Source organism: Salinifilum ghardaiensis (genome assembly GCF_054491345.1).
Window position 1 is genome coordinate 91,661 of sequence record NZ_CM137101.1, and the last position, 25,880, is coordinate 117,540.

The 25,880-nt window shown below is 73.2% G+C and carries 20 protein-coding genes; 11 read left to right on the forward strand and 9 right to left on the reverse strand.

The features are described 5' to 3' along the window. Nucleotides 1-198 precede the first annotated feature (198 nt). The 6 genes from ACVGV0_RS00405 (at nucleotide 199) to cydD (ending at nucleotide 11,405) form a co-directional block, all read left to right on the forward strand. Nucleotides 199-1,065, forward strand: a complete 867-nt coding sequence (locus ACVGV0_RS00405) for a hypothetical protein (RefSeq protein ID WP_459157851.1) — start codon at nucleotides 199-201, stop codon at nucleotides 1,063-1,065. Continuing rightward, a complete protein-coding gene (locus ACVGV0_RS00410) occupies nucleotides 1,062-2,267 on the forward strand; it encodes a fumarylacetoacetate hydrolase family protein (protein ID WP_459157852.1) in 1,206 nt (401 codons plus the stop codon). Before ACVGV0_RS00405 ends, ACVGV0_RS00410 begins: the two co-directional genes overlap by 4 nt. A 226-nt stretch (nucleotides 2,268-2,493) precedes the next feature. Further along, complete coding sequence (locus ACVGV0_RS00415) at nucleotides 2,494-5,199, forward strand: glycosyl hydrolase family 65 protein (protein WP_459157853.1); 2,706 nt, start codon at nucleotides 2,494-2,496, stop codon at nucleotides 5,197-5,199. A 129-nt stretch (nucleotides 5,200-5,328) separates the two neighbouring features. Further along, nucleotides 5,329-6,825: a cytochrome ubiquinol oxidase subunit I gene (locus ACVGV0_RS00420; protein WP_459157854.1), complete on the forward strand. Its 1,497-nt coding sequence runs from the start codon at nucleotides 5,329-5,331 to the stop codon at nucleotides 6,823-6,825. A gap of 28 nt (nucleotides 6,826-6,853) precedes the next feature. Beyond that, a complete protein-coding gene (gene cydB, locus ACVGV0_RS00425) occupies nucleotides 6,854-7,858 on the forward strand; it encodes a cytochrome d ubiquinol oxidase subunit II (RefSeq protein WP_459157855.1) in 1,005 nt (334 codons plus the stop codon). Nucleotides 7,859-8,075: 217 nt separating this feature from the next. Next, nucleotides 8,076-11,405 carry a thiol reductant ABC exporter subunit CydD gene (gene cydD / locus ACVGV0_RS00430; RefSeq protein WP_459157856.1) on the forward strand — a complete coding sequence of 1,110 codons (3,330 nt, stop codon included), beginning with the start codon at nucleotides 8,076-8,078 and terminating at the stop codon, nucleotides 11,403-11,405. A 191-nt stretch (nucleotides 11,406-11,596) separates the two neighbouring features. On the opposite strand, the gene bla is transcribed toward cydD, so the two are convergent. Then, nucleotides 11,597-12,493, reverse strand: a complete 897-nt coding sequence (gene bla / locus ACVGV0_RS00435; RefSeq protein WP_459157857.1) for a class A beta-lactamase — start codon at nucleotides 12,491-12,493, stop codon at nucleotides 11,597-11,599. 104 nt (nucleotides 12,494-12,597) lie between these two features. Between bla and ACVGV0_RS00440 the strand changes: the two genes are divergently transcribed. From ACVGV0_RS00440 to ACVGV0_RS00450, 3 genes are read left to right on the forward strand one after another with little or no spacing between them, the layout of a single operon-like run. Next, nucleotides 12,598-13,470, forward strand: a complete 873-nt coding sequence (locus tag ACVGV0_RS00440) for a LysR family transcriptional regulator (protein ID WP_459157858.1) — start codon at nucleotides 12,598-12,600, stop codon at nucleotides 13,468-13,470. Beyond that, complete coding sequence (locus ACVGV0_RS00445; RefSeq protein WP_459157859.1) at nucleotides 13,467-14,375, forward strand: serine hydrolase; 909 nt, start codon at nucleotides 13,467-13,469, stop codon at nucleotides 14,373-14,375. The genes ACVGV0_RS00440 and ACVGV0_RS00445 overlap by 4 nt, the downstream gene beginning before the upstream one ends. 54 nt (nucleotides 14,376-14,429) lie before the next feature. Next, complete coding sequence (locus ACVGV0_RS00450; protein WP_459157860.1) at nucleotides 14,430-15,584, forward strand: sensor histidine kinase; 1,155 nt, start codon at nucleotides 14,430-14,432, stop codon at nucleotides 15,582-15,584. 13 nt (nucleotides 15,585-15,597) lie between these two features. On the opposite strand, the gene ACVGV0_RS00455 is transcribed toward ACVGV0_RS00450, so the two are convergent. From ACVGV0_RS00455 to ACVGV0_RS00465, 3 genes are all read right to left on the reverse strand, one after another. Continuing rightward, nucleotides 15,598-16,239 (reverse strand): response regulator, encoded by a 642-nt coding sequence (locus ACVGV0_RS00455; RefSeq protein ID WP_459157861.1) that lies wholly within the window; start codon nucleotides 16,237-16,239, stop codon nucleotides 15,598-15,600. An 84-nt stretch (nucleotides 16,240-16,323) separates the two neighbouring features. Next, entirely contained in the window at nucleotides 16,324-16,905 is a 582-nt protein-coding gene (locus tag ACVGV0_RS00460) for a DoxX family protein (RefSeq protein WP_459157862.1), read from the reverse strand. Between the two features lie 67 nt (nucleotides 16,906-16,972). After that, the gene (locus ACVGV0_RS00465; protein ID WP_459157863.1) at nucleotides 16,973-17,593 is read right to left on the reverse strand and encodes a macro domain-containing protein; all 621 of its coding nucleotides are present in this window, start codon (nucleotides 17,591-17,593) and stop codon (nucleotides 16,973-16,975) included. A 266-nt stretch (nucleotides 17,594-17,859) separates the two neighbouring features. Here ACVGV0_RS00465 and pheA point away from each other — a divergent pair, with 266 nt between their 5' ends. After that, entirely contained in the window at nucleotides 17,860-18,795 is a 936-nt protein-coding gene (pheA, locus tag ACVGV0_RS00470) for a prephenate dehydratase (RefSeq protein ID WP_459157864.1), read from the forward strand. Between the two features lie 16 nt (nucleotides 18,796-18,811). On the opposite strand, the gene ACVGV0_RS00475 is transcribed toward pheA, so the two are convergent. Continuing rightward, nucleotides 18,812-19,162, reverse strand: coding sequence for a metallopeptidase family protein (locus ACVGV0_RS00475; RefSeq protein WP_459157865.1), 351 nt, complete (start codon nucleotides 19,160-19,162; stop codon nucleotides 18,812-18,814). Nucleotides 19,163-19,239: 77 nt separating this feature from the next. Further along, nucleotides 19,240-20,241 carry a septum formation family protein gene (locus ACVGV0_RS00480; RefSeq protein WP_459157866.1) on the reverse strand — a complete coding sequence of 334 codons (1,002 nt, stop codon included), beginning with the start codon at nucleotides 20,239-20,241 and terminating at the stop codon, nucleotides 19,240-19,242. Nucleotides 20,242-20,374: 133 nt separating this feature from the next. Here ACVGV0_RS00480 and serS point away from each other — a divergent pair, with 133 nt between their 5' ends. After that, entirely contained in the window at nucleotides 20,375-21,640 is a 1,266-nt protein-coding gene (gene serS / locus ACVGV0_RS00485) for a serine--tRNA ligase (protein ID WP_459157867.1), read from the forward strand. A 67-nt stretch (nucleotides 21,641-21,707) separates the two neighbouring features. On the opposite strand, the gene ACVGV0_RS00490 is transcribed toward serS, so the two are convergent. The 3 genes from ACVGV0_RS00490 to ACVGV0_RS00500 form a co-directional block, all read right to left on the reverse strand. Then, nucleotides 21,708-22,586: an LLM class flavin-dependent oxidoreductase gene (locus ACVGV0_RS00490; RefSeq protein WP_459157868.1), complete on the reverse strand. Its 879-nt coding sequence runs from the start codon at nucleotides 22,584-22,586 to the stop codon at nucleotides 21,708-21,710. Between the two features lie 1,089 nt (nucleotides 22,587-23,675). Then, nucleotides 23,676-24,539, reverse strand: a complete 864-nt coding sequence (locus tag ACVGV0_RS00495; protein ID WP_459157869.1) for a sugar phosphate isomerase/epimerase family protein — start codon at nucleotides 24,537-24,539, stop codon at nucleotides 23,676-23,678. Beyond that, nucleotides 24,536-25,798, reverse strand: coding sequence for an MFS transporter (locus ACVGV0_RS00500; RefSeq protein WP_459157870.1), 1,263 nt, complete (start codon nucleotides 25,796-25,798; stop codon nucleotides 24,536-24,538). The genes ACVGV0_RS00495 and ACVGV0_RS00500 overlap by 4 nt, the downstream gene beginning before the upstream one ends. Nucleotides 25,799-25,880 lie beyond the last annotated feature (82 nt).

A 25,880-nucleotide genomic window follows, 5' to 3' on the forward strand; every position in this document is an offset into this window, starting at 1 on the left:
CTCATCGGGGGTGGTGGAGAAAGGCGGCGGCCGGGTGATCACCGAGAAGATTCACGGGATGTTCACGCTGCGGGAACTGCTACTCAGCGTGGCTGATCGGTGGGGTGTCGTGCCCGTTTCCAGCCGATTCGAATGACGCAGACGCCCGTGTATCGGGCAACTTTGTTCACTCATCGCCGCGGCATTAGCGTGTCTGCCGTGTCAAGCGCTGTTGAGCTACGCGCGCCCGGTCCGCGCGGCATCCCGCCCCTGTTCGCCCGTCTGGTCGATGACGCGTCGCTGTTCTCCAGCGACACCGCTTCCGCCCCGGGTGCGGTGTCCGCGCACCTCGACGTGCGCGGCGGGGAGTACGCCGGCGTGCTGGGGCCGCTGCTGTGCCCCGCGTCCAGACTTCCCGAGCTGATCACCGAACTGGCCAAGATCAAGCCCAGCAGCCCCGTGCCCCTCTCGCTGGTGTGCGACAGCGGGCTCGGCGGGGTACCCAAGGCCCTGTCCATCATCGAGGGGAGACAGGAGCTGCTGGACTTGCGCATGGTGGAGATGCCCGCCCCGTCCGACGTCGACGACGAGTTCTTGGAGCGCGTCTCCGAGTTCGTGCCCGAGGAGGTCGTGCGCGTCGTGGAGCCGCGCCGCGGCGGCGCCGAGTGGCTCGAGGGCGTTCGCCGGGTGGCCGAGCACGGGTGCTGGCCGAAGCTCCGGTGCGCCGGGCACACCCCCGAATCGGTGCCATCGGTGGACGTCGTGGCCGAGTTCCTCGCGGTGGCCAGCAGCCTGGACGTACCGTTCAAAACGACCACAGGCATGCACGCCGCGGTGCGCGGCGCCGACGAGGGGACCGGAACCGTGTGCCACGGCTTCCTCAACCTCCTGGTCGCCACGGCCCGCTCGCTGTCCGGCAAGGACGTGCGCGCGGCCCTGGAGAGCACGGACGGCGCTGCGCTCGCCGAGGAGGCCCGGTCCCTGTCCGAGGCGGCGGCGAGCGCGGTGCGGGACGTGTTCGCCTCCTGCGGTGCTGTTTCGCCGACTGATCCGGTAACCGACCTGGAAAGGTTGGAACTGCTGTGAGCTGGATCGACGATCCCGAGTTCGCCGCGGACAAGCCCTTCGGGCCGCAGACCCTGCCCTACGGGGTGCTGGTGACCGGTGGTGGACCGGTCGTCGCGGTGCGGGTGGGGCGGCACGCCCTGCCGCTGCGCGGCATCGCGGACCAGCTCTCCCCGCGGCTCGCCGAGCTGGTCAGCGGGGACTCGCTCGACCCGCTGCTGGCCGCGGGCCGCGAGCGGTGGCGGGAACTGCGGGAGCGGCTGATCGAGATCGTCGCGGCGGAGCGGGCGCCGCGCGGTGCGGAACTGGTCCGCACCGACTGGCACACCCTGGTGCGCCCGTTCACCGTCGGGGACTACGTCGACTTCTACTCCTCCCGGCACCACGCGGAGAACGTCGGGCGGATCCTGCGCCGCGCCACGAGCCCGCTGACGGACAACTGGACGCACCTGCCCGTGGCCTACCACGGGCGTGCGGGGACGGTGTGCGTGTCGGGCACGGACATCCACCGCCCGTGCGGCCAGCGCCGCGCCTCCGGGGACGCGCAGCCGGCGTTCGGCCCGACGCGCCGGCTGGACTTCGAGTGCGAGGTCGGGTTCGTCTGCGGCGGCGAACCGGCCAGCCAGCTGCGCCCCGGCGAGCTGCCGGAGCACGTCTTCGGCGTCGTCCTCGTCAACGACTGGTCGGCGCGGGACATCCAGGCGTGGGAGTCGCAGCCGCTCGGGCCGATGCTGTCGAAGTCGTTCGCCACGTCCATGTCCGGGTGGATCACCCCGCTCGAGGCGTTCGAGCACGCCCGGGTGGACGTGCCGAAGCCGGAGCACCCGCTGCAGGAGTACCTGGTGGAGGACGAGCCGTGGGGGCTCGACCTGCGCCTGGCGGTGCGGTGCAACGAGACCCCCGTCGCCCAGCCCCGGTTCGTGCACATGTCCTGGTCGCCGGCCCAGCAGCTGGCGCACCTGACGGTCAACGGCGCGTCGGTGCGGCCGGGCGACCTCTACGCCTCGGGAACCGTCTCCGGTCCGGAGCGGGACCAGCGCGGGTGCCTGCTCGAGCTCACCTGGGGCGGGGCCGAGCCGGTCACGCTCGACGACGGCGAGCAGCGCACGTTCCTGCAGGACGGCGACCGGGTGACGCTCACCGGCAGCGCTCCGGGGCCGGAGGGCTCCGTCGTGGGGCTCGGCGAGGTCACCGGGACCGTGCTCGCCGCGCCCCGGCGGTAGGGAGCGCTGCGCGCGCGGTTCGCGGCCGGAGCGCTGCGCTGCGGGGCGGGTGCTCGGGGGCGGCCGTCGCGGCCGTGGTTCCGGAAGCCCCACCACCGCTTTTCCGATCACCGGAAGCGGGTTCTGGCGGATCCGCCGGAGATCCCGCGTCTCGGTTGACTGAACGGGCGAAAGAGATTTAGCTCCCCGGTCAATCGATTCGGATGCGATCTTCCGGGGTGATCGGATGAGGTACTCACGCACTGCGGGGCTGTTCGGCAGCGCGCTGCTGGCCGCGACGCTGGCCGGGGCTCCACCGGCGTCCGCGGGGCCGTCCCGCGCCGACGCGTCCCCCGGCGGTTCGGACGCGCGCGCCGCCGGGGCGGCCGCGGAGGACCCGCGCTGCGCCGCGGGACCCGGGTGGGAGATGTCGACGCGGCGCCTCGACGACGCGTACACCCGGCACGCCTTCGTCGGCAACGGCCTGCTGTCGCAGCGCGTGCCGCCGAACGGGATGGGCTACGCGGCCACCGGGGAGGAGACCGGCTTCCCGCTGGAAACTCCGCGCTACGACGGGGCTTTCGTGGCGGGGACGTACGGCAAGGCGCCGACGTCGCAGTCCCCTCGGCAGCGCCGCGCGATCGCGGCGCTGCCGACGTGGTCGACGCTCAACGTCGGCACCGGCGAGCACCAGTACACTTCGGACACACCGGCCGGGCGGATCTCCGGGTTCGAGCAGACCCTCAACGTCCGCTGCGGACTGCTGAGCACCTCGCTGACGTGGACCGCACCGGACGGCAGGAAGACCGACCTCGTCTACGAGGTCCTCGCCGACCGCGCCGACCGGCACGTGGGGGCGGTGCGGGTGACGGTGACCCCGCACTACAGCGGCGAAGTCCGCGTCACCGACGCGCTCGACGGCCGAGGTGCGCGGCGCATGCACGCCACCGGCGGCGGGCGCGCGGGCTCCACCCAGCACGTCAGCTTCAGCACCACCGAGGTCGGCGACACCGGCAGCCTCGCCTCGACCCTGCGGGCGGGTCCGGGGGTGCGGGCCGAACCGGCCGGGCACGGCCGGGACGGGCTGACCGCGCGGCAGCGGGTCGCGTTCCCGGTGCAGCAGGGCCGCAGCTACCAGCTGACGAAGTTCGTCGGCGTGGACACCGGCCGGCAGCACGCGGACGCCGCCGCGAAGCACTCCCGCAGCGCCGCCGACCGCGGTTGGGACGGCGTGTGGGAGGAGCACGTGCGCAAGTGGCTGCAGCTGTGGCGCAGCGACGTGCGCACGCCGGGGCGCGAGGACATGCAGCGGTGGCTGCGGTCCACGCGCTACGCGGTGCTGTCGAGCACGCGCGCCGAGGGGGCCCACGCCCTCGGGCCGGCCGGTCTGAGCAGCGACAACTACGCGGGCCTGGCGTTCTGGGACACCGAGCTGTGGATGTACCCGAACCTGCTGCTGCAGAACCCGGAGATCGCCAAGTCGATGGTGGAGTACCGGGAGAAGCTGCTGCCGGCAGCGAAGCGGAACGCCTCCGCGATCGGCCAGCAGGGCGCGTTCTACCCGTGGACCAGCGCCAACAGCGGTGACCTGCAGGAGGACTGCCACAGCTGGGACCCGCCGCACTGCCTGACGCAGAACCACCTGCAGAGCGACGTCGCCTTCGCCGCGTGGCAGTACTACCTGGCCACGGGCGACCGCCAGTGGCTGCGCGAGCACGGCTGGCCGGTGATGCGGGAGATCGCCCGGTACTGGGCCGGCCGCGTCACGCCCAACGACGACGGCAGCTACTCGATCGAGAACGTCGCCGGACCGGACGAGTACAGCAACGGCGTCGACGACGGCGTGTTCACCAACGCCGGTGCGGCCATCGCGCTGCGCAAGGCCGCCCGCGCGGCGCAGGTCATCGGTGCCGACGCGCCGCAGGAGTGGCGGCACATCGCCGACAACCTGCGCATCCCGTTCGACGCGCAGAACGAGCGGTTCGTGCAGTACGCGGGCTACGACGGGCACGAGATCAAGCAGGCCGACACGGTGCTGCTGCAGTACCCGCTGGAGTGGCCGATGTCCGACGAGGTGGCGCGCAACACGCTCGACTACTACGCGCAGCGCACCGATCCGGACGGCCCGGCGATGACGGACGCGGTGCACGCCATCGACGCCGCCGAGATCGGCGAGCCCGGGTGCGTGACGAACACGTACCTCGAGCGCTCGGTGCGTCCGTTCATGGAGGAGCCGTTCGCGCAGTTCTCGGAGGCGCGCGGGGAGACCGCGGGCGAGGACGCGGGCGCTCCCGCGCTGAACTTCCTCACCGGTGGCGGTGGTTTCCAGCAGGCGTTCACGCACGGGTTGACCGGGCTGCGGCTGCGCGAGGACGCCGTGGAGCTGGACCCGATGCTGCCGCCGCAGCTGGCCGAGGGCGGTGTGGAGCTGACCGGGTTGCACTGGCAGGGCCGCACGTTCGACGTCCGCCTCGGGGGCGAGACGAGCACGGTCGAGCTGCGCTCGGGCGAGCCGTTCACGGTGCGCACCCCGGAGGGCGAGCGCGTGGTCAGCGACGGGGCGCCGCTGACGATGAAGACGCGGCGACCCGACCGGGTGCCCACGGACAACGTGGCCCGCTGCCAGCCGGCTCAGGCCACCTCGGCGGAGCCGGGCAAGTACGCGGAGGCCGCCGTGGACGGCAGCGAGGCGACGGCGTGGGTGCTCGACGAGCGCTCCGGCGCGCTGACCGCGGACCTGGGCAGGCCGCAGCAGGTCGGCAGGATCGTCGCGCAGTTCTCCGAGGTGCGGCCGGAGCAGGTGCGGCTGTCCACCTCGCTGGACGGGGAGCACTTCACGCCCACCCCGGCCGAGCCGGAAAACCCCCGGTTGGCCCGGTTCGTCCGGGTGGAGCTGACGGGGCCGGCCGATGCGGAGAAGCACGCGGGGTTGCGCGAACTGCGCGTCGAGTGATCGCATGTCCGCTCACCGGGAGGTCGCCGGTTCGCGGGACGAAAGTCCCGCCGAACCGGCGACCTCCGACCGTGGGAATCGGGACATCTGACTCTGCGCAGTCGATCGTCACCGAGACAGGGTGGAGTCGTGGACCTGCTCGACATCGCCCGCTGGCAGTTCGGCATCGTGACCGTCTACCACTTCGTGATGGTCCCGCTGACGATCGGACTGTCCATCCTCGTCGCCGCGATGCAGACAGCGTGGTACCGCACCGGTAAGCAGCGGTACCGCAAGATGATGCTGTTCTGGGGCAAGTTGATGATGATCAACTTCGCCATGGGCGTCGTCACCGGCATCGTGCAGGAGTTCCAGTTCGGCATGGCCTGGAACGCCTACTCCCGGTTCGTCGGGGACGTCTTCGGCGCGCCGCTGGCCATGGAAGGCCTCATGGCGTTCTTCGTCGAGTCGGTGTTCCTCGGCCTGTGGATCTTCGGGGCGGGGCGGCTGTCCAAGGGCGTGCACCTCGCCTGCATCTGGGCGTTCTCCTTGGCCACGGTGCTCTCGGCGTTCTTCATCCTCGCGGCGAACTCGTGGATGCAGCACCCCGTCGGCGTGGAGATGGTCGACGGGCGCCCGCGCCTGACCTCGATCGGAGCCGTGCTCGGCAACAGCACCCTGTGGGCCGCGTGGCCGCACACCATCTTCGGCTGCTTCGCCGTGGCCGGGTCGTTCCTCATCGGCATCTCCGCCTGGCAGCTGTGGCGCCACCACCGCGGCTCGGACCGCGAGGAGGAGAACTACCGCGCCTGGCACGGTTCGCTGCGGCTCGGCGCCTGGGTCGGGCTGGTCGCGTTCATCGGCCTGGCGATCAGCGGTGACTTCCAGGGCAAGCTCATGTTCCAGCAGCAGCCCATGAAGATGGCCTCGGCCGAGGCGCTGTGCCACAGCGAAGCCCCCGCGTCGTTCTCCATCTTCGCCGTCGGCGACGTCAGCCGGCCCGACTGCGAGGAAGTCAAGAGCTTCACCGTCCCCTACGTGCTGTCGTACCTGGCCGAGGGCGACTTCAGCAGCGAGGTCGAGGGCGTGCAGTCGCTCATCCCGCAGTACCAGGAGAACTTCGGCACGCACTACCCCGACGACCCGCGGCTGGGCCCGCTGGCCGGCCAGCCCGTCGACTACGTGCCGAACCTGCCGGTGACCTACTGGGGCTTCCGCCTCATGATCGGCTTCGGCGGCCTGGCCGCGCTCGGCGCGGTGCTCGTGCTCGTGCTCACCCGCAAGCGGCGGTTCCCGCGGCACGGCATCTGGACGCTCGGCGCCGTGCTGAGCATCGCGCTGCCGTTCCTCGGCAACATCGCCGGCTGGGTGTTCACCGAGATGGGCCGCCAGCCGTGGGTCGTGGCCCCCAACCCGGATCCGTCCGGAGTGGACGGTGTCTGGCTGCACACCGCGCAGGCCGTGTCCGGCAACCTCGCCGCGGGCGAGGTCCTCACCTCGCTGATCACGCTGGGCACGGTCTACGGAGTGCTGCTCGTCGTCGAGCTGTTCCTGATCGTCCGCGTCGTGCGCGGCGGGATCACCGAGGAGGAGTCGTCCGGCTCCGGAGGGGACGGCGAGGACCAAGCCCTGTCGTTCGCGTACTGAGACGCACCGTCAAGCGAGGACACGACCCATGGATCTGCCCACCGTCTGGTTCATCGTCATCGCCTTCTTCTGGTTGGGCTACCTCTTCCTGGAGGGCTTCGACTTCGGGGTCGGCATGCTGCTGCCGATCCTCGGGCGCGACGAGCAGGAGCGGCGCGTGCTCATCAACACCATCGGACCCGTCTGGGACGGCAACGAGGTGTGGTTGATCGTCGCCGCCGCCGCCACCTTCGCCGCCTTCCCGGCCTGGTACGCCGCGCTGTTCAGCACCGCGTACCTGCCGCTGCTGCTGTTGCTGCTGGCGCTCATCGGCCGCGGCGTGTCCTTCGAGTACCGCCACCAGGTCGACTCGCCGCGCTGGCGCCGCACCTGGGACGTGGTGATCGTGCTGTCGTCCTACATCTCGCCGCTGGTCGTCGGCCTGATACTCACCCTGTCGGTGTTCGGCATGCCGCTGAACGCGATCGGTGACCGCGTCGGACCGTGGTACGGGGTGTTCACCGGTCCCGCCGTGCTCGGCGCCGTGGCCGTGTGCGCCTTCTCCGTGCTGCACGGTGCGGTGTTCCTCGCGCTCAAGACCGAAGGTGAGGTGCGCGAACGGGCCCACCGGCTGGCGGTCTACGGCGGCGTTCCGCTGCTGGCGCCGGTGGTCGCGCTGGCGTTGTGGGCGCAGCTCGCCGAGGGCGGCGCCTGGACCTGGGTGCCGCTGGCGATCGCGCTGCTGGCCGCGCTGGCGGCACTGGCCAGGATGGCGGCCTGGCGCGAGGGCCAGGCGTTCGCGCTGCAGGGGATCAGCCTGGCCGCGGTGGTCGTCACGCTGTTCGGCGCGCTGCACCCGAACGTCATCCCGTCCACGTTGAACCCGGAGTGGTCGCTGACGGTCGCCGGTGCCTCGTCGAGCCCGTACACGCTGACCGTGATGAGCGTGACCGCCCTGATCGGCGCACCGGCCGTGCTCATCTACCAGGGCTGGACGTACTGGGTGTTCCGCAAGCGGATCGGCACGCACCACATCCCCGTGCACGCGCACTGACACCAGGAAGAGTTTCACATGTGGGCTGCGTACGGGCTTCCGTGGCGGCGGTGCACGTTGCGCGGGTGGTGAAAGGACAAGCGGCTACACCGCTTATGAAACAGGCCGTAGGACTTTGTTAGGGCGTTTGCGCATGCGTAGCGGAACCTCCTGCACTCCCAGCTACCCCCGACCGCCCGCCCCGGACAGCGGACATCGAGTAGCGACCAGGAGGCCGATGTCCCCGCTGGGAGCCCTGCCGCGGTTGTCGACGTCCGCGCGGCGCGCCCTCGTGCTCGGCGGCGCGCTGGCGGCGGCGCAGGCCGCCGCGCTCGTGGTGCAGGCGTGGGCGCTGGCGAGCGCGCTCGCCGCCGTGGTCACCGGCGCCGCCGCACCGGCGGAGGTCACCGCGCACCTGGTGGTGCTGGCCGCCGCGATCGCCGCGCGCGCCGCGATCGGCTGGGCCACCGAGGCGGTCTCCGCCCGCGCCGCTGCCGGGGCCAAGGCGGAGCTGCGGCGGAACCTGGTGGACGCCGCGGTGCGGCGCGGACCGGAGTGGGTCGACCGGCGCGGTCGCGCCGAACTGTCCACAGTGGCCACGCGCGGGCTGGACGCGCTCGACGCGTACTTCACCCGCTACCTGCCGGCGCTGATCACCGCCGGCGTCGTGCCGCCCGCGATCGGTGCGTGGATCCTGCTGCACGACGGGATCTCGGCGCTGGTGCTCGTGCTCACCGTGCCGCTGATCCCGCTGTTCGGCTGGCTCGTCGGCCGCTACACCGAGCACCGCACCAGCCGCGCGGCCCGCGCCGTCGAACGGCTCTCGGCCCAGCTGCTGGAGCTCGTCCGCGCGCTCGGCGTGCTCACCGCCTTCGGCCGCGCCCGCAAGCAGGGCGACGTCGTCCGGCGGGTCAGCGAACAGCACCGGCGCACGACGATGGCCACGCTGCGCATCGCGTTCCTGTCCGCGCTCGTGCTGGAGCTGCTGGCCTCGCTGTCGGTGGCCGTAGTGGCGGTGGGCATCGGGCTGCGCCTGGCCGGCGGCGACCTCGACCTGGCCACCGGGCTGATGGTGCTCGTCCTCGCCCCCGAGGTGTACCTGCCGCTTCGCTCCGTCGGTTCGGCGCACCACGCCAGCGAGGACGGGGTGGAGGCGGTGCGGCGCGTGGACGAGGCGCTGCGCGACGAGCCCGCGGAGCACCGCGGCGGCACCACCCCGCCCCCGCGGGAAGCCGCCCCCCTGGAAGTGCGCGACCTGCGGGTGCTGCGCCGCGCCGGCAGCGCGCCCGACGGGGTCGGCTTCACCGCGCGCCCCGGCGAGGTCCTGCGGCTCGACGGGTTCGGCGGGCTCGGTCCGAGCGGCAGCGGCAAGTCCACCACGTTGTCGGTGCTGCTGGGCTTCACCCGCGCCGACGAGGGCGAGGTCCGCTACGGCGGCACCGCGCTGGACGAGCTCGACCCGGCGGCCTGGCGGCAGCGCGTGGCGTGGGTGCCGCAGCGGCCCGCGTTCAGCGGCGGCACCGTGGCCGAGGAGCTCGCCCTGGCCGTGTCCGACCAGCCGCCCGGCACCGGCGAGGCCGCCGGAACCGTGCTCGCGGAGATCGGCGCCGCGGCGCTGCTGCACCGCCCGGTGGACCGGCTGTCCACGGGGGAGCGTCAGCGCGTGGCGGTCGCGCGGGCGCTGCTGCGGCTGCGCGGGCACGCGCGCGTGCTGCTGCTGGACGAACCCACCGCGAACCTCGACGTGGACGCGGCGCGGCGGGTCGACGCGGCGGTGCACCGCGCCGCGCGAGCGGGCCACGTGGTGGTGCTCGCCAGCCACCGCCCCGAGGAACCGGCACCGGCCGCGGACGCGGCGGACGGCGGGACCCGCGAGATCGCCGGTGAATCCGATGTGGACGGACCCCGCGCGCGGCGGGTGCGGCGGTTGCTCACGCCCCGCGCGTTCGCCGGCATCGCGCTGGGCGCGCTGTCGCTGCTGTCCGGTCTCGCGCTGACCGCCACCTCCGCGTGGCTGATCGCGCGGGCCTCGCAGCAGCCGCCGATCATGGCGCTGACCGTGGCCGTCGTCGGCGTGCGCACGTTCGCGCTGTCCCGGGCGGTGCTGCGCTACGTGGAGCGCGTCGTCAGCCACGACGCCGCGTTCCGCCTGTCCGGCCGGCTGCGCGAACAGCTGTGGCACGCGCTGGTGCGGCTCGGACCCGCCCGCACCGCCGGTCTGCGCCGCGGGGAGGGGCTGCGCCGGCTCGTCGACGACGTGGACGCGATCCGCGACCTCGTCCCGCGCGTGCTGCTCCCCCCGGCCGTCGGCGGGGTGGTGCTGCTCGGGGCGATCGCGGTGCAGGTTGCGGTGCTGCCCGCGGCCGGGTGGTGGCTGGCCGGCGGCGGCATCACCGCGGCGGTGGCCGGACCGCTCGTCGCGCTCGCTGCGGAGCGCCGCGCCACCGCGGCCGCGGCCGCGGGACGGCGCAGCGTGGCCGCGCGGGTGTTCGCCCTGTTCGACGGCATCGCCGAGCACGTGGCCTTCGGGGCCGACGCGCGGCAGCGCCGGGAACTGGCCGCGGCGGACGCGCTGTTGACGCGGCGCTCGCGGCGGGCGGCGTTCGGATCGGGCGCGGCCACCGCGGTGCAGACCCTGGCGATCGGGGTGGCCGTGCTCGGCGGGGTCTGGACCGGGGCCGCGGCCGTCTCCAGCGGGGCGCTGGCCCCGGAGCTGGCACCGGTGCTGGGGCTGGTGCCGCTGGCCGCCGCGGAAGCGGTGGGGCTGTTCCCGCCCGCCGCCCAGCAGGCCTCCGCGCTGCGCGCCGCGCAGCGGCGGGTCGCGCCGGTGCTCGCGGCCGCCGAGGAGTGCGCCGAGCAGCGCTGCGCGCCGCAGCCGGCGGAGTCGGTGGAGCTGCGCGGGGTGACGGCGCGGTGGCCCGGGGCCGCCGAACCGGCGCTGCGCGATGTGCACCTGCGGATCCCGGCGGGCACGCACGTGGCCGTGGTCGGCCCGTCCGGCGGCGGCAAGTCGACGCTGGTGGCGCTGCTGCTCGGGCACCTCGTCCCGGAGGGCGGCGCGGTCGCCGCGCCGCCGCGGTTGTCCTGGTGCCCGCAGGAACCGCAGCTGGTGTCCACGACCGTGCGGGAGAACCTGCGCGTGGCCGACCCGGAGGCCTCGGACGCCCGCCTCGGCCGGGCGCTGCGGCTGGCCGGGCTGGCCGGCTGGTCCGAGCACCTGGACGCGGTGGTCGGCGCGGACGGGCTGGCCGTGTCCGGCGGCGAGGCGCGGCGGTTGGCCCTGGCGCGGGCGCTGCTCGACGAGGAGGCCGCGCTGGTGCTGCTCGACGAGCCGACGGCGCACGTGGACACCGGGACCGCCGATTCCGTGGTCACCTGCCTGCGGCGGGCGCTGCGCGACCGCACCGTGGTGCACGTGACGCACCGGTGGGCCGAGACCGAGCACGCCGACGTCGTGCTCCGCGTGGCCGACGGTCAGGTCGCGGTGCTCCGCGACCGGACCGGCACCGGCACCGGAGCCGCACCGGGACACGACCCGCACCGGAGCGCCCCCGCGGCGCTCACCTGAGGCGGAGCTCAGCGCCCCGCGCCGCGCTCCCGCTGCACCGCGCGGTGCCGCCCTGCGGTGCGCACTCCCGTTGCGCTCCCGCCCGCACCTTCGCGGTCGCCGCACCCGTGCCCAGGGATTTGCGCACTTCCCGCGACATGTTCAAACCCTCCTTCCGGGTGAGGTGCTCGGCAAGGGGCAGGCGCGCTGCCTCAGGGGAGCGCGGCGAGCGCGCGCCGCGCGGCCTCCGCGACGAGGGCGTCCTCGTGCTCGGCTCCCGCCTCGGCCTCCGGCCGGTCCGACATCACCACCAGCACGATCGGCGCGCGGTTCGGCGGGTGCAGCACCGCGATGTCGTTGCGGGTCGCGTGGTCGGCGGCGCCGGACTTGTCCTCGACCCGCCAGCCCGCGGGCGCGCCCGCCTGGATCAGGTCCGCGGTGAGCGGCGAGTCGCGCATCGCGGCGAGCAGGACCTCCTGCTCCTCCGGCGGGAGCACGTCCCCGAGCGCGACGGAGCGCAGATCGGCCGCCAGCGCCCGGGGCGTGCTGGTGTCCCGGAGGTCGCCGGGCGTCGTCTCGGTCAACGCCGGTTCGAACCGGTCCGCGCGCGTGGTGGTGTCCCCGATCGCGCGCAGCCACCGCTGCAGCCCGGTCGGCCCGCCGAGCTCGCGCAGCAGCAGGTTCTGCGCGGTGTTGTCGCTGTCCCGGACGGCGGCGCGCAGCAGCCCGCGCAGCGTCATGCCGGTGTCCACGTGCTGCTCGGTCACCGGGGAGTGCGCCACCAGGTCCCCGCGGGTGTAGTGGACCCGCTCGCGCGACCCGCCGGCGCCGTTGTCCCGGAGCACGGCAGCGGCCGTGAACGTCTTCATCGTGGAGGCGAACGCCCACCGCTCGTCGGCGCGGTGGGTGACCTCCGCGCCCGTCGCGGTGTCCACCGCGTACACCCCGATCCGGGCGTCGGAGCGGCGCTCCAGCCCGGCGAAGTCCGGCTCCTCGGCCTCCGCGGAGGCCTGCGTCGGCGGCACTGCCCGCTGCCCGTCCCGGGGTGTGCAGCCGAGCAGCGCGCACAGCACCAGCAGGGCCGCCGCGGCCCGTGGCAGGAATCGCATGGAAGGTCCTCTCCGGTCGGTTGCCGCGAGTCTCGACCGGACGGCGCCATGCTTTCCAAGACGCGAACCGGAACTTCGATGCCCGGATCGCATAGGATGAGCGCGTGGACCTGGTCAGCGGCTGCCGCGCGTTCGTGAGCGTCGCCGAGATCGGCAGCTTCACCGGCGGATCAGCGAGCATCGGCATCCCGCAACCGGTGGCCAGCCGCCGCGTCGCGGCCCTGGAGGCGCACCTCGGCGACCGGCTCTTCGACCGCTCCGCCCGCCGCGCTCACCTCACCCCGTTCGGGCGCGACATGCTGCCGTGGGCGCAGCGGCTGGTGCACTTCGCCGACGCGATGGAGCAGGACGCCGAGCGCTCCCGGCTGCGGCCGCTGCGGATGGCCGTGCCCGCCCTCTGCCGGCGCCGCGATCTCGCGGAACTCGACGTCCAGGCCCGCGCGCACGAGCTGTTCCTGGAATTCCGCGCGGCGTGCCCCGCCGAACGCGCCGAACTCGTGCGCGCGGGGGAGGTCCGCGCCGCGCTCGTCGCCGTGCCCGCCGACGAGGCGAGCTGGACCGTGCCGCTGGGAGTCGCCTGCGCGGTATCGCTGCGCAGCGGTTCCGTGCATCTCGAGGCGCTGCGGGTCGGCCGTTCCGGGCGTGCACCGCGGCGGGTGTGGATCCAGCCGGAGGACGACGTGCCGCACGTGCGCGACCCGCTCATGCGCGTGCGGGATCACGTGGGGCTGCGGCCGACGCAGGTCGGTGTGGCGGAATCGCTCACCTCCGCGGTCGCCACCGCCTACGGCTCGGCCGACCTGCTGCTGTGCTCCGCCGCGCAGGCCGCGGAGTTCGGGTTGCACTGGCGGCCGCTCGTCGAGCTCCGCCCGGTGCGCGGCTACGAGATCACCGCCGACGTGGGCGACGAGGCCGAACGGCTCCGCGCGAAGCTGCGGGAACCCGTCGCGGCGTGCCTCGGAGGTGGCGGGGAGTGAACTCCGCGCGACTCGTCGGCGACTTGCGCGCCGAACTCGACGAGGGCGGGCTGCGCGGCTCGTTCCTGGTGCGCGACCTGCGCAGCGGGCGGGAAGTCGGCATCGAGCCGGACCTGCTGTTCCCCGTGGCCTCGCTGATCAAGGTGCCGCTGGCCGCGGTCACGGCCGAACGCATCGCGGGCGGGGAGCTCGACGGTTCGGCGGAGTTGACGGTCCGGCCCGGCCGGGTCGACACCCCCGGTCCGACCGGGGTGACCCGTTTCCGGCATCCGGCGCGGATCGCCGTCGACGACCTGCTGTACCTGAGCCTGGCGATCAGCGACAACGCGGCGGCGGACGCGCTGTTCGGGCTCACCCCGCCGGCAGCGGTCACGCGGAAGCTGCGGGAGTGGGAGCTGCGCGGCATCACCGCCCGGCACCTGCTCGGCCAGCTGGTGCGCACCCCGGCGGAGTGGTTCCCCTCCGGCGCAGCGCACCTCGCGCACTCGCTGGCCATCGAGGCCGGCACCGGCGGGCGCGGGCACCGCATCCCGCAGCTGGACGTCACGCGCGCCAACACCGGCTCGGCGCGGGCGTTCGCGGATCTGCTGCAGGAGCTGTGGCGGCCGTCGCGGCTCGGTGCCGGTGCGGCGGAACGGGTCCGGGAGCTCATGGGCGCCAACGTGCTGCGGCAGCGGCTCGCGCCCGACTTCACCTCGGACGCGGCCACCTGGTCGTCCAAGACCGGGACGCTGCTGAACCTGCGGCACGAGGTGGGCGTGGTCGAGCACGCCGACGGTCAGGCGTTCGCGGTCGCGGCGCTGACCGAGTCCCGCGTGCCCGCGGTGAACCAGCCGGAGGCCGAGGTGCTGATGAGCAGGGTGGCGCGGGTGCTGCGGGACCACCTCCGGCGCGGTCCGCTGTGACGTGCGGCGAGGCGGCGGTCCGCTGCGCGTGCGGCCGGTAGTGTCGAGTGCGCCATGGATTCCGCGCTCGCCGGCAGGATGCTCGACGCGTCCACCGAGATCACCAAGGCCGCGCTCGCGGCGGACGACCCGGACGCGGTGCTGCCGCTCGTGGTGCGCCGCGCCGCCGAACTCGTCGGGGCCGATCTCGGCGTGGTGACGGCGCGCGGCGACGACGGCCGCGTCACGGTGGAGGCCGTGCACGGCGCCTCCGACGACACGGCACCGCTCGGCGACCCGGTGGGCACGGTGCTCTCGTCCAACTCGGCTGCGGCCCGCGTGGCCCGCAGCGGTGTGCCCGTGGTGGTGGACGACCTCGTCGACGACCCGCTGACCGCGCCCTACGTGCCCGCCGAGCTGCGCGTGTACGGACCGTTCGCGGTCGCGCCGTTCGGCACGAACGAGCGCCGCCTCGGCGCGCTGGCGGTGTACCGGCGGCGGGGTGCGACGTCCTTCGCCCGCAGCGCGGTCGACGTGCTGACCTCGTTCGCCGCCCAGGCGGGGCTGGCGCTGGTGCTCGCGGAGGGTTCGACGGCGCGCCAGCGCATCGCCGTGTACCAGGAGCGGGAGCGGATCGCGCGCGAGCTGCACGACGTCATCGTGCAGCGCCTCTACGCCGCGGGCATGCAGCTGGAGGTGCTCGGCAGGCGGTTGTCGGGGCAGCTGGCGCCGGCCGACAGCGAGCGGCTGACCGACACGATGCAGGAGATCGACCAGGCCATCGACGAGGTGCGCACGACCGCCCGCACGCTGCGCTCCGCGGACCCCGAGTCCTCGCGGGAGGCGGCGGACCTGCACGAGTCGATGCGCTCGGAGGTCCGCATCGCCGGCGAACTGCTCGGGCGGGAGCCGCAGCTGGACATCACCGGCGATCTCTCCGAGGTGCCGGTGGCGGTGGCCGACCACGCGCGCGCCGCGCTGCGCGAAGCGCTGTCCAACGTGGTGCGCCACGCGGGGGCGCGCGCGGTGTCCGTGCGGGTGCGCCGCGGGGAGGGCGGCCTGTCGCTGCAGGTCGCCGATGACGGCTGCGGCATCCCGCGGGACGTGAGCAAGCGCGGCCTGCGCAACCTGGAGGAGCGCGCCGCGGCCGCCGGCGGCCACTGCGACATCGACTCCTCCCCGGAGGCCGGCACGACCGTGACCTGGGAAGTCCCCCTGGTCGGGGTGTGATCCGCCGGAGCGCTCACGACTCGCTGTTGTGGCGGGCGACCCAGGCGGCCGCCTGGGTGCGGCGCTCCATGCCGAGCTTGCCCAGCACGGAGGTGACGTAGTTCTTCACGGTCTTCTCGGCGAGGAACAGCCGCTCGGCGATCTGCCGGTTCGTCATGCCCTCGCCGATGAGCTCGAGCACGCGCCGCTCCCGCTCGGTCATGGCGGCGAGCCCTTCCGGTTCGGGCGCGGTGGACTGGCGCAGCCGGTCCAGCACCCGGGTCGTGGTCACCGGGTCGAGCAGCGACCGGCCCGCGGCGACTTCCCGCACGGCGCTGACCAGGTCCTGCCCGCGGACCTGCTTGAGCAGGTAGCCGGACGCGCCCGCGTTGATCGCGCCGACGAGCGCCTGCTCGTCATCGAACGCGGTGAGCACGAGGCAGCGCGGCGCGGACGGCAGCTCCCGCAGTCGGCGGCACAGGTCCAACCCGTCGCCGTCGGGCAGGCGCATGTCCACGACGGCGACCGCCGGCCGGGTGGCGCGGGCGCGCACCAGCGCCTCGTCCACCCCGCCGGCCTCGGCGACGACTTCGAGGTCGTCCTCGATGTTCAGCAGTTCGCGCAAGCCGCGGCGGACGACTTCGTGGTCGTCCACGAGCAGCACCTTCACCGGCACGGTCAACACGCTACGACGCGGTGGACCGCCGCCGAGCACCCGCCCCGAGGTGCGGAGTCGCCGGCGGTCGAACGGGGACGCGGCTCAGCGCTTGGCCTTCGCCGCCTTCTTGCCGGGTTTGGCGCACCGGCCCGCCTTGCCGCCCCTGCCGCCCTTGGGGGCGTGCGCCACCTGCTGGGCCTTGGGGGTGTGCACCACCGCGTGCTGCGCCTTGGCCTTCTGCTGGGCCTTGCGGGGGCACCGGTTGTGCTTGGTCTTGCCGCCCGTCTCCGCGGCGCTGGCGAGCAGGCCGCCGAGCACGCCGAGGTTCTTCAGGAAGTGGATGGTCTGCGCGCCGCGCTGCTCCGCGTCCGCGTGCTCCCAGAAGGCGTGCGCGGCCAGCGTCGTCGGCACGATGTTCGCCGCCAGCAGCAGCGAGGACAGCCGGGGGAACTTGCCCAGGGCCAGCAGCGCGCCGGCGCCGACCTTCACCGATCCGTCGATGCGGGCCAGCGTTTCGGCGTCGGTGGGCACCTGGTCGGGCAGCGTTTCGTCGATCTGGCCGGCGGTCTGCTGCAGCAGGTGCGACGCGGCCGGGGCGTGGGCGGAAACGTTGCGCAGTTCCTGGATCCCGCCGTAGATGAAGATGCTCGCGAGCAGCGGACGAGCCAAACGGCGCATGAGCATGAGTGGGCCTCCTCGCAGTGATCGTCCCTGCTCCTGACCGTACTGATAAGCCGCCGCTCGCGCTCGTTCAACGCTGCGGGTGGTCCGCGGGGGCGAACGCCTCGTCCCACGCCGCGGCGACCTGCCGCGCGCACAGCCGCGGGTCGAGACCGGCGACGCCGGTGCCGAGGCCGGGCATGGCGATCGACCGCACGACGTTGCGGACCGGTTCGCCGTCCTCGAGCACGCCCTCGGCCCACAGCCGGAGCACGGCCCGCGCGGCGAGGTACGGGTGGACCGTGTCCTCCGGGAGGCGTTCCGCGGGGTCCCGCACCGTCGGCGCGCTGATCAGCCAGATGGGGGTGCGCGATCCGGTGGGGACGAGCAGCGCCTCGCCGATCGGGAGCTCACCGCCGTGGTAGGCGAGCACCGCGCTGCGGACCTGCTCCTCGATGCCCGGGAACGCGCGGGCGTAGCGCTCGTCGACGCCGCCGCGCATCCAGCCGTACGAGTTCGCCGGGCTCACGGCCGCGTCCGCCGGCACGTCCAGCACCGACCCGGGGTGCACGTGCACCCCCGGCCGACCTTCGGCGACCTCCTGCCAGGCCGCGGCGAGGTCGTCGTCCAACGCGCACAGCACCAGCCGCAGCTGATGCGGTTCCGCTCCTTCCGGTGAATGCTCCGCGTGCGCAGTCACGCCCCACAGCATCGCAGGAACATTCTCGACCGTGGGATTGAGTAGGTCACACCGCGATGTCCCAACGTGGCGCTGATCGAGAACCGAAGCGCATTCGGGTGATATTGCCTCCTGCATCTTCCGAATCCTCCCAGTTGTTGATCGACTTTGCTCGCCGCGTGTAATCAGGTCGGGCGAGCCGCGCCGGAGTGGTCGGCTGCGTCGGGGCGCGTCGGCCGGTCCCACCGGTTGCGTACGGTGACGCTCGGACGGAACCGGACGGCGATTGGGGTGGGCTCGTGCCACAGATCGGGTTTCTCGGGCCGTGGGCCACGTTCAGCGAACAAGCCGTGCACGCGATGACCGAGCGGTTCCCCACCGGATTCGACACGGAGCTCGTGCCCTACGAGACCGTGCCGCTGGCGCTGCGGGCGGTGCGCGCGGGCGAGGTTTCCGCAGCGGGCGTGCCGGTGGAGAACTCGGTGGAAGGCGCCGTTCCGGCGACGCTGGACTCGCTGGTCACCGGGGAGCCGGTGGTCTCCGTCGCGGAGGTCACGCTGCCGGTGCGGTTCGACGTGCTCGCCCGCCCCGGGCTCGAGCTGGGCACCGTGCGGTCCGTGGCGAGCCACCCGCACGCGCTCGCCCAGGTGCGCGGGTGGTTGGGCGAGAACCTGCCCGACGCCGAAGTGCGCCCGGCGGCGTCGACGGCAGCCGCGGCCGCCTCGGTCCAGGCCGGCGAGGTGGACGCGGCGATCTCCGCCCCGCTGGCCGCGCAGCACTACTCCGGCGTCGAACGGTTGGTCGAGGGCGTCGCCGACGTCCAGGACGCGCTCACGCGGTTCCTGCTCGTGCGGCGGCCCGGTTCGCTCCCGGAGCCCACGGGGGCCGACCGCACCTCGGTGGCGGCCGTGATCGGCGACGAGGTCGGCTCGCTCGCCGAGATGCTCGCCGAGTTCGCGCTGCGCGGCATCAACCTCAGCCGCATCGAGTCGCGCCCCACCAAGGACCGGCTCGGCGAGTACCGGTTCTTCCTCGACTTCGACGGGCACGTCGCCGACGCGCGCATCGGCGACGTGCTGACCGCGCTGCGCCGCCGCTGCAGCGAGGTCCGCTTCCTCGGCTCCTACCCGCGGGCCGACCGGGAACCGACGAGCGTGCGGCCGGCCGACTCGGAGCAGGCCTTCCGCCAGTCCCGCCAGTGGCTCGAGGAGGTGCGCGCCGGCCGCCGGGCGTGAGGCGCTCGACCGCCGCTCACCCCCAGCCGAGCGCGTGCAGCCTGGCGTCGTCGATGCCGAAGTGGTGCGCGATCTCGTGCACCACGGTCACCGCGATCTCCTGGACGAGGTGCTCCTCGCTGTCGCACATGTCCAGCAGCGGTTCCCGGTAGATCGTGATCGTGTCCGGCAGCACGCCCGCGTAGGTGTGATCGCGCTCGGTCAGCGCGACGCCCTCGTAGAGCCCGAGCAGCGAGGGGTCCTCGGGGTCGCGCTCCTCGACGAGCACCACCACGTTGCTCATCGCGGAGGCGAACTCCTCCGGGACGCGGTCGAGCGCGTCCGAGACGAGCTCCTCGAACCGGGCGCGGGGCATCTCCACGGGCATGCCGCCGTTGTACCCGAGCGGGGTTCCGCGCGAAAAGGACGCGGGGGCGCGGGGCCACCGGCTTCTCGAAGGGGTGATCACCGCTGCCCTTCGGCCGGGGCACCGGGCCGCGCCTGGCCGGTCTTCTTCGGCGCCGGCTCGTCGCCGATGCTGACCTCGCCGCGCACGCCGCCGGTGACCGGCGCCAGTCCGCTGCCGTCCGGCAGCTGGGCGCTCACCTTGCAGTTGACCAGGCGCGAACCGGCGGCCCAGCTCTCCTCGGACAGCGTGTCCCAGTACGTCACCAGGCCCTTGTCCTCGACCACCTGCGGACCGCCGGCGTACTCCGCGGTGATCTCCCGGCAGCGGGTGGCGAGGTAGTTGTCCTGCTCCTCCGCGGGCGGGTACTCGCCGGAGAACTCGTCGCCCAGGTTCACCGTTCCGGTGATCTCCGCGGCGTGCGGGCGGGAGCAGTCGACCGGGTCCCACACGGCCGTGCCGTTGATCCCCAGGCAGCGGCCCACGTCGTAGACGTTGGACTGGTCCATGTCGGCCGCCCGCTCGCTCATCCGGTACAGCTCCCCGGAGGGCCCGGGCTGCTGCAGCCCGCAGTGCAGGGTCCGGTCGCCGTTGCCCCACCCCTCCTCGCTGGGGGTGAACGCGCCGACCGCCAACCGCCCGTCCGGGTCGAACGCGCCCTGCAGGTACGCGGTGGAGACCTCGGCGCAGCGCTGCTGCTTGAGCTGCTGCCACTGCTCGGTGCTCGGGTAGGGCGCGTTCGGGGGGAAGTCGCCGCCGATGTCGGCCTTGCCGGTGATCTCGAACAGGTGCGGCTGGTCGCAGCGCACCTGTTCCAGGTCGGAGGCGTTGACCTGGGTCCAGTTCAGGCACGCGCCGCGCGGGGCGTTGAACTCCTGCGGCGTGGGGGCCGCACCGATCCCGCCCGGGCCGCCGCCGGAGCCCTCGTCCTCACCGGTCGGCCAGTTCAGCAGGGTGGAGATGAGCAGGATCAGCAGGGCGCCGATCGCTGCGGACACCATGATCAGCCGCGTGTTGCGGCTGCGCCGCTGCTGCGATCGGGGGGAGTCGGTTTCGGCCATCGCCGTCTATCATGCCGTGTCCGCCGGAAGTGCGCCCGCACCGTGCCGATCCCGCACCGCGACCGCGCGGGTGGGCGGCGCGCCGCAACCCCCGCGCGGTCGAGCACCGCCGCTGACGCTAGGCTGACCAGCTGTGATCGACCTGAAGACGCTACGCGAGGACCCGGAAGCCGTGCGCGTGTCCCAGCGCGCCCGGGGGGAGGACCCCGACCTGGTGGACGCGCTGCTGTCCGCCGACGAGCGTCGCAGGTCCGCCGTGTCCAGTGCCGACGACCTGCGCGCGGAGCAGAAGCAGCTCGGCAAGCAGGTCGGCGGGGCCAGCGGCGAGCAGCGCGAGACCCTGCTCGCGCAGGCCAAGGAGCTGGCCGCGCGGGTGAAGCAGGCCGAGGCCGAGCAGGACGAGGCCGAGCAGGAGTTGCAGCGCCTGCAGCGGCAGCTGTCGAACCTCGTCGAACCCGAGGTGCCGCACGGCGGGGAGGACGACTACGCCGTGCTGCGGCACGTCGGCGAGCCGCGCGAGTTCGACTTCGCGGTGCGCGACCACCTGCAGCTGGGCACGGATCTCGGCGCGCTCGACGTGGAGCGCGGCGCGAAGGTCTCCGGCGCCCGGTTCTACTTCCTCACCGGCGTCGGCGCGCAGCTGGAGATGGCGCTGCTGAACATGGCCGCCGCCCAGGCCACCGCGTCCGGGTTCACCCTGGTCGTGCCGCCGGTGCTGGTGCGGCCGGAGGTCATGGACGGCACCGGTTTCCTCGGCGCCCACTCCGACGAGATCTACCACCTGGCCGAGGACGACCTGTACCTCGTGGGCACTTCGGAGGTGCCGCTGGCCGGGTACCACTCCGGCGAGATCGTGGACCTCTCCCGCGGCCCGTTGCGCTACGCCGGCTGGTCGACGTGCTTCCGCCGCGAGGCGGGTTCGTACGGCAAGGACACCCGCGGCATCATCCGCGTGCACCAGTTCAACAAGCTCGAGATGTTCGTCTACTGCGCCGAGGAGGACTCGCGCGCCGAGCACGAGCGGCTGCTGGCCTGGGAGGAGGAGATGCTGGGCAAGCTCGAGCTGCCGTACCGGGTGATCGACACGGCGGCCGGCGACCTGGGGGCCAGCGCGGCCCGCAAGTTCGACTGCGAGGCGTGGGTGCCCAGCCAGGGCACCTACCGGGAGATGACCTCCACGTCGAACTGCACGACGTTCCAGGCGCGGCGGTTGAACACGCGGCACCGGGACGCGGACGGCAAGCCGCGCACCGCCGCGACGTTGAACGGGACGCTGGCCACGACCCGCTGGATCGTGGCCGTCCTGGAGAACCACCAGCAGTCGGACGGCTCCGTGCGGGTGCCGGAGGCGCTGCGCCCGTTCCTCGGCGGCCGCGAGGTGCTCGAACCGGCCGAGTGATGCGGGCCGAGGCGGCGAGGTTTTGGCCGCACCCGGCCCGTCAGGCAAGCGGCGAAGCCGTTTTCCGTCAATTCAGCTCGGGCAGCACCTCGGAGGCGATCTGCTCGACGATCGCCTCCGACCCGGCGTACGGGCCCGCGTCGGAGCGCGGCCAGTGGGTGATCACGTCGGTGAAGCCGAGCTCGCTGGCGCGGCCGACCACGTCGCGGAAGTGCTCGATGCTGGACATCGAGTACGTGGGCGCGGCGTCGACGGACAGGTAGCGGGGCAGCGGCCCGTCGCGGTCCTCGAAGGCGAGCGCGTCGTCGAACTGCAGCGACTTCTCGGCGATGGAGCGCCACCAGCTCTCGTCGTCGGCGGCGTCGCGGATGCCGTTGGTCAGCCACGCGTCGCCGTAGCGGGCGGCCAGGCGCATCGTCCGCGGTCCGTTGGCGGCGACGAGGAACGGTGCGCGCGGCTGCTGCACGCAGCCGGGGCTGCGGCGCGCTCCCGCGGCGGTGTAGTACTCGCCGGAGTAGTCGGTGGTGTCCTGCCGCAGGATGCGGTCGAGCAGTGCGAGGAACTCGCCGAACCGGTCGGCGCGCTGCCCGGGGGTGAGCTCCTCGGCACCGAGGACGCTCTCGTCGAAACCGGGGCCGCCGGCGCCGAGGCCGGTGATGAGCCTGCCGTCGGAGACGTCGTCGAGCGCGGTGACTTCGCGGGCGTAGTGCACCGGGTGGCGGAAGTTCGGCGAGGTGACCAGCGTGCCCAGGCGGATCGTGGACGTCGCGGTCGCCGCGGCGGTGAGCGTCGGCACCGCGTCGAACCACGGCTTGTCCACAAGGGACCGCCAGCCGATGTGGTCGTAGGTCCAGGCGTGGGCGAAGCCGTACTCCTCGGCCATCCGCCACAGCGGTTCGGCCGCCCACCACCGATGTTCCGGCAGAATCACGATCCCGATGCGCACACCGAGACCGTATCGGTCCGGATCCCCCGGTATCGACCCGATCTGCCCGCGCGTGGCGGACGCGGTGCGCCCGGCGACCGGATGGAGTGGTGGCGGTGCTCCGTGCGGACGTGTCCCGCACGCGCCCGAACGGGTGCTGCCCGCGCGTTCGCGCCCGAGCGCGCGGGTGCGGGTGTGCGGGGACACAGTGGCGACGGTGACGGTTGGGGGCAGGCTCGATTCCGCCTGGAGGACGTCACTCGAGAGCTGCGGGAGCGTCGCCAGCGCGAGGGGCAGGGCGCGACCCCTCCGCGTTCCGGGTCTCGGGAATCAGGGGCGACCGGGGGTTGGCGACCGGAGGCCTGGCGACCGGGGAGCTCTGATCTGTCCACGAGGGCTTGGCCTGGCCCCTGTGCGTCCACAGTGGATGCAACCTTCGCGCGCGGGCGCTCGTTCCCGCGCGAGCCCGCTGCTGCGGGCGTGCGCTGGAACGGGCGTGAAAACGGCCCCCGACCGCTCGGATCGGAGGCCGCTGTTAATCTACTACCGCCAAGGTTCGATTAACAGGGTCAGCGTAACACCCGGAAGTGCGCTCCCTCCACGGCTGTTCCAGGCAGGCCGCGGGCGGGGGTCGAGTCCTGGCCGACGCTCACAGCGCCGCGTACCCGGGTCAGAGCCGGTGCAGCCGGAGCGCGCAGCCGTGTGGTTCTCGGAGCACCCCGCTACCGCCCTTGGAAGCGCTGCGCGCGAGAGGCCCTGATCATGCCCGCCATCGCAGTCTCGGGGCCGACCCCGGCGCTGCGAGGCCGTAACAAGCCTCGCGGGTGACGGCCGACCGTTCCGACCGGTGCACGGCAGTCACCTCCCCCGTTCGATCACCCGGCTCTGCTGTCGCCTCGTGCTCGAGCGAGGGGGATCGAACGCCCCCGTGCGCTCGGGCCCCGGCTGGACTGCCGCTCGCCACCAGGTCGTCCGGTTGCTTCATGTACCTCGACCAGGCTTGGAGCACGCCCGGGGAACACCGGCCGGGCATCGGTTGTGGTTCTGCCGAGGGCGCACTCGGGTGAGCCCGATCGGTGGAGGGCACCGACCGGGCTCCGCAGGCGGCGGTCACCGCTGCCGAGCCGCGTGCAGTTCATCGGTGATGAACCGGTGCGCGTGGCGGGCCAGGTCGACGTTGTCGTCCCAGAGGTTGCGCCAGACCGCCAAGGTGTCCGACAGGACGGGGTCGACCACCGCGGAGGAGAAGCTCTCGAACGTGATCGGACCCGCGTAGCCCGCGTCGGCGAGGGACTGGAAGAACCGGCGGAAGTCGACCGTGCCCGAGCCGAGGTAACCGCGGTGGCTCTCCCCGACGTGCACGTACCCCAGCCGGTCACCGGCCTCGCGGACGGGACGCGTGAAGTCCGGTTCCTCGATGTTCATGTGATACGTGTCCAGGTGCGCGGTCACGTTGTCCGCGCCCACGTCGTCGAGGAACTCCAACGCCTGCCGCGTGGTGTTCAGCAGGTTCGATTCGTACCGGTTGACGATCTCCAGGCCGAGCAGCACACCGCGCTGCTCCGCGTGCGCGGCCAGTTCGCGGATCGCGGCGACGGCGTTCGCCCGAGCCGCCCGCGTGGGCTGACCGGGGTACTTGCCGAGCGCGGAGTGCAGCGCGCCGACGAGGTGGTGCGCACCGATGTCCGTCACGAGGTCGAGGGCCGTGGCGAGCTTGTCCTGCCCGCGCCGGACCACGGCGGTGTCCTCGCTGTTGACGTCGGCGTCGAAGCTCAGCCCGAGCGACGCGGCGGCGCGCAGGCCGTGCTCGACGAGCTGCTCGCGCACGAGCACCGGGTCGATCGCGGTGACGTCGCTGGCGCTGAGCTCGATGAGGTCGTAGCCGGCTTCGGCCGTGCGCCGCATCGCGAACCGCGTCCGTTCGGGGCTCCAGTCGCCGATCCAAACTCCCGCGTGGATGCCGATCGGGTTCATTCCAGAACTCCTTCCTGTTGCCGGGTTTCCGCGGCGGGTGCGGGGATGCGCAGCACGAAGGTCAGCGCGGCTGCGAGCAGGTACAGCGCGGCGAACACCCACATGACCCCGGCGGCGCCGAACAGCGGCAGCACCACGCCGACGATGGCCGGGCCGACCGCCGTGGCCAGTCCGGCGCCGAGGTTCAACGCGGCCATCGCCGCACCGCGCCGGTCGGGAGCCATCGTCGGCATCAGCGCGGACATGGGCACGAATCCGGCGAGCGTGGCGCCGAAAAGCACGGAGGTCACCAGCGCGAGCGCGTAGCTGTGCGTGGCAGCTGGGACGTGGTGGAAGAGCAGCACGGTCGCGGCGCAGCCCACCCCGCCCATCCAACGGACCACGACGGCGAACCCGAGCCGGTCGCCGAGCGCGCCGCTGACCAGGTTGAAGAAGATGTTGCTGATGAACATCGCCGAGGAGACCGTCAGCCACTGCGACAGCTCGAACCCCAGCTGCCGGGTGTAGAAGATCGGCATGAACACGATGAAGCCGTACTGCGGGATGCTGTTGATCATCCGCACGACCAGCCCGGCGAACAGCGGCGGCCGGTGCCACAGCACGGTGATGCTGGACAGCAGGCTGCGCAGCGGGTGTTCATCGGCGTGGCCGGTGGGGCGGTCGCCGTACGGGTCGCGGACGAGCAGCATGAGCAGCGCGCCGACCGCGATCACCCCGAGGCTCAGCCACAGCGTGTTCAACTCGCCGAGCAGCGGGATGGACAGGTTCGCCAACTGCGGCCCCAGCGCGGCGAACCCGGCGCTGTAGGCGAACCAGAACCAGCCCACCGCCGTGCCGAGGCGTGGCGCGGCGGTGCTCGACGTGATCCACACCAGGAACGCGTAGGCGAAGAGCGGGTAGCCGAACCCGCGGACGGCGTAGCTGAGCAGCAGGACCGGGTAGTTGTGCGCCATGATGCCGCCGGCGACGAACAGGACGTGGAACACCACCCAGATCGCCGCTCCGGCGTACATGACGCGGCGCGGGCCCCAGATGTCCGACAGCGCTGCGGACAGCCAGTACGACACGGCGGCCGTGACCCCGTAGATGGTGAAGACCAGGGCCACCTGGTTCTCCGGGAACCCCTGCTGCTCGTGCAGGAACTTCGACAGGTACCCGGTCTCCACGCCGTCGCCGACCATGAACACGAACAGGCCAACGAATCCCCAGCGCAGGGAGAACGGAATTCCGATGCGGTGGTGCAGCGACGTGAGCGGCACGGTTGGTCTCCTCGGACGTGGCGGGCACGGCGGCGGCGCGGATCGGCCGGGCACGCGTGCTCGCCGGGATCACGCCGCGGGG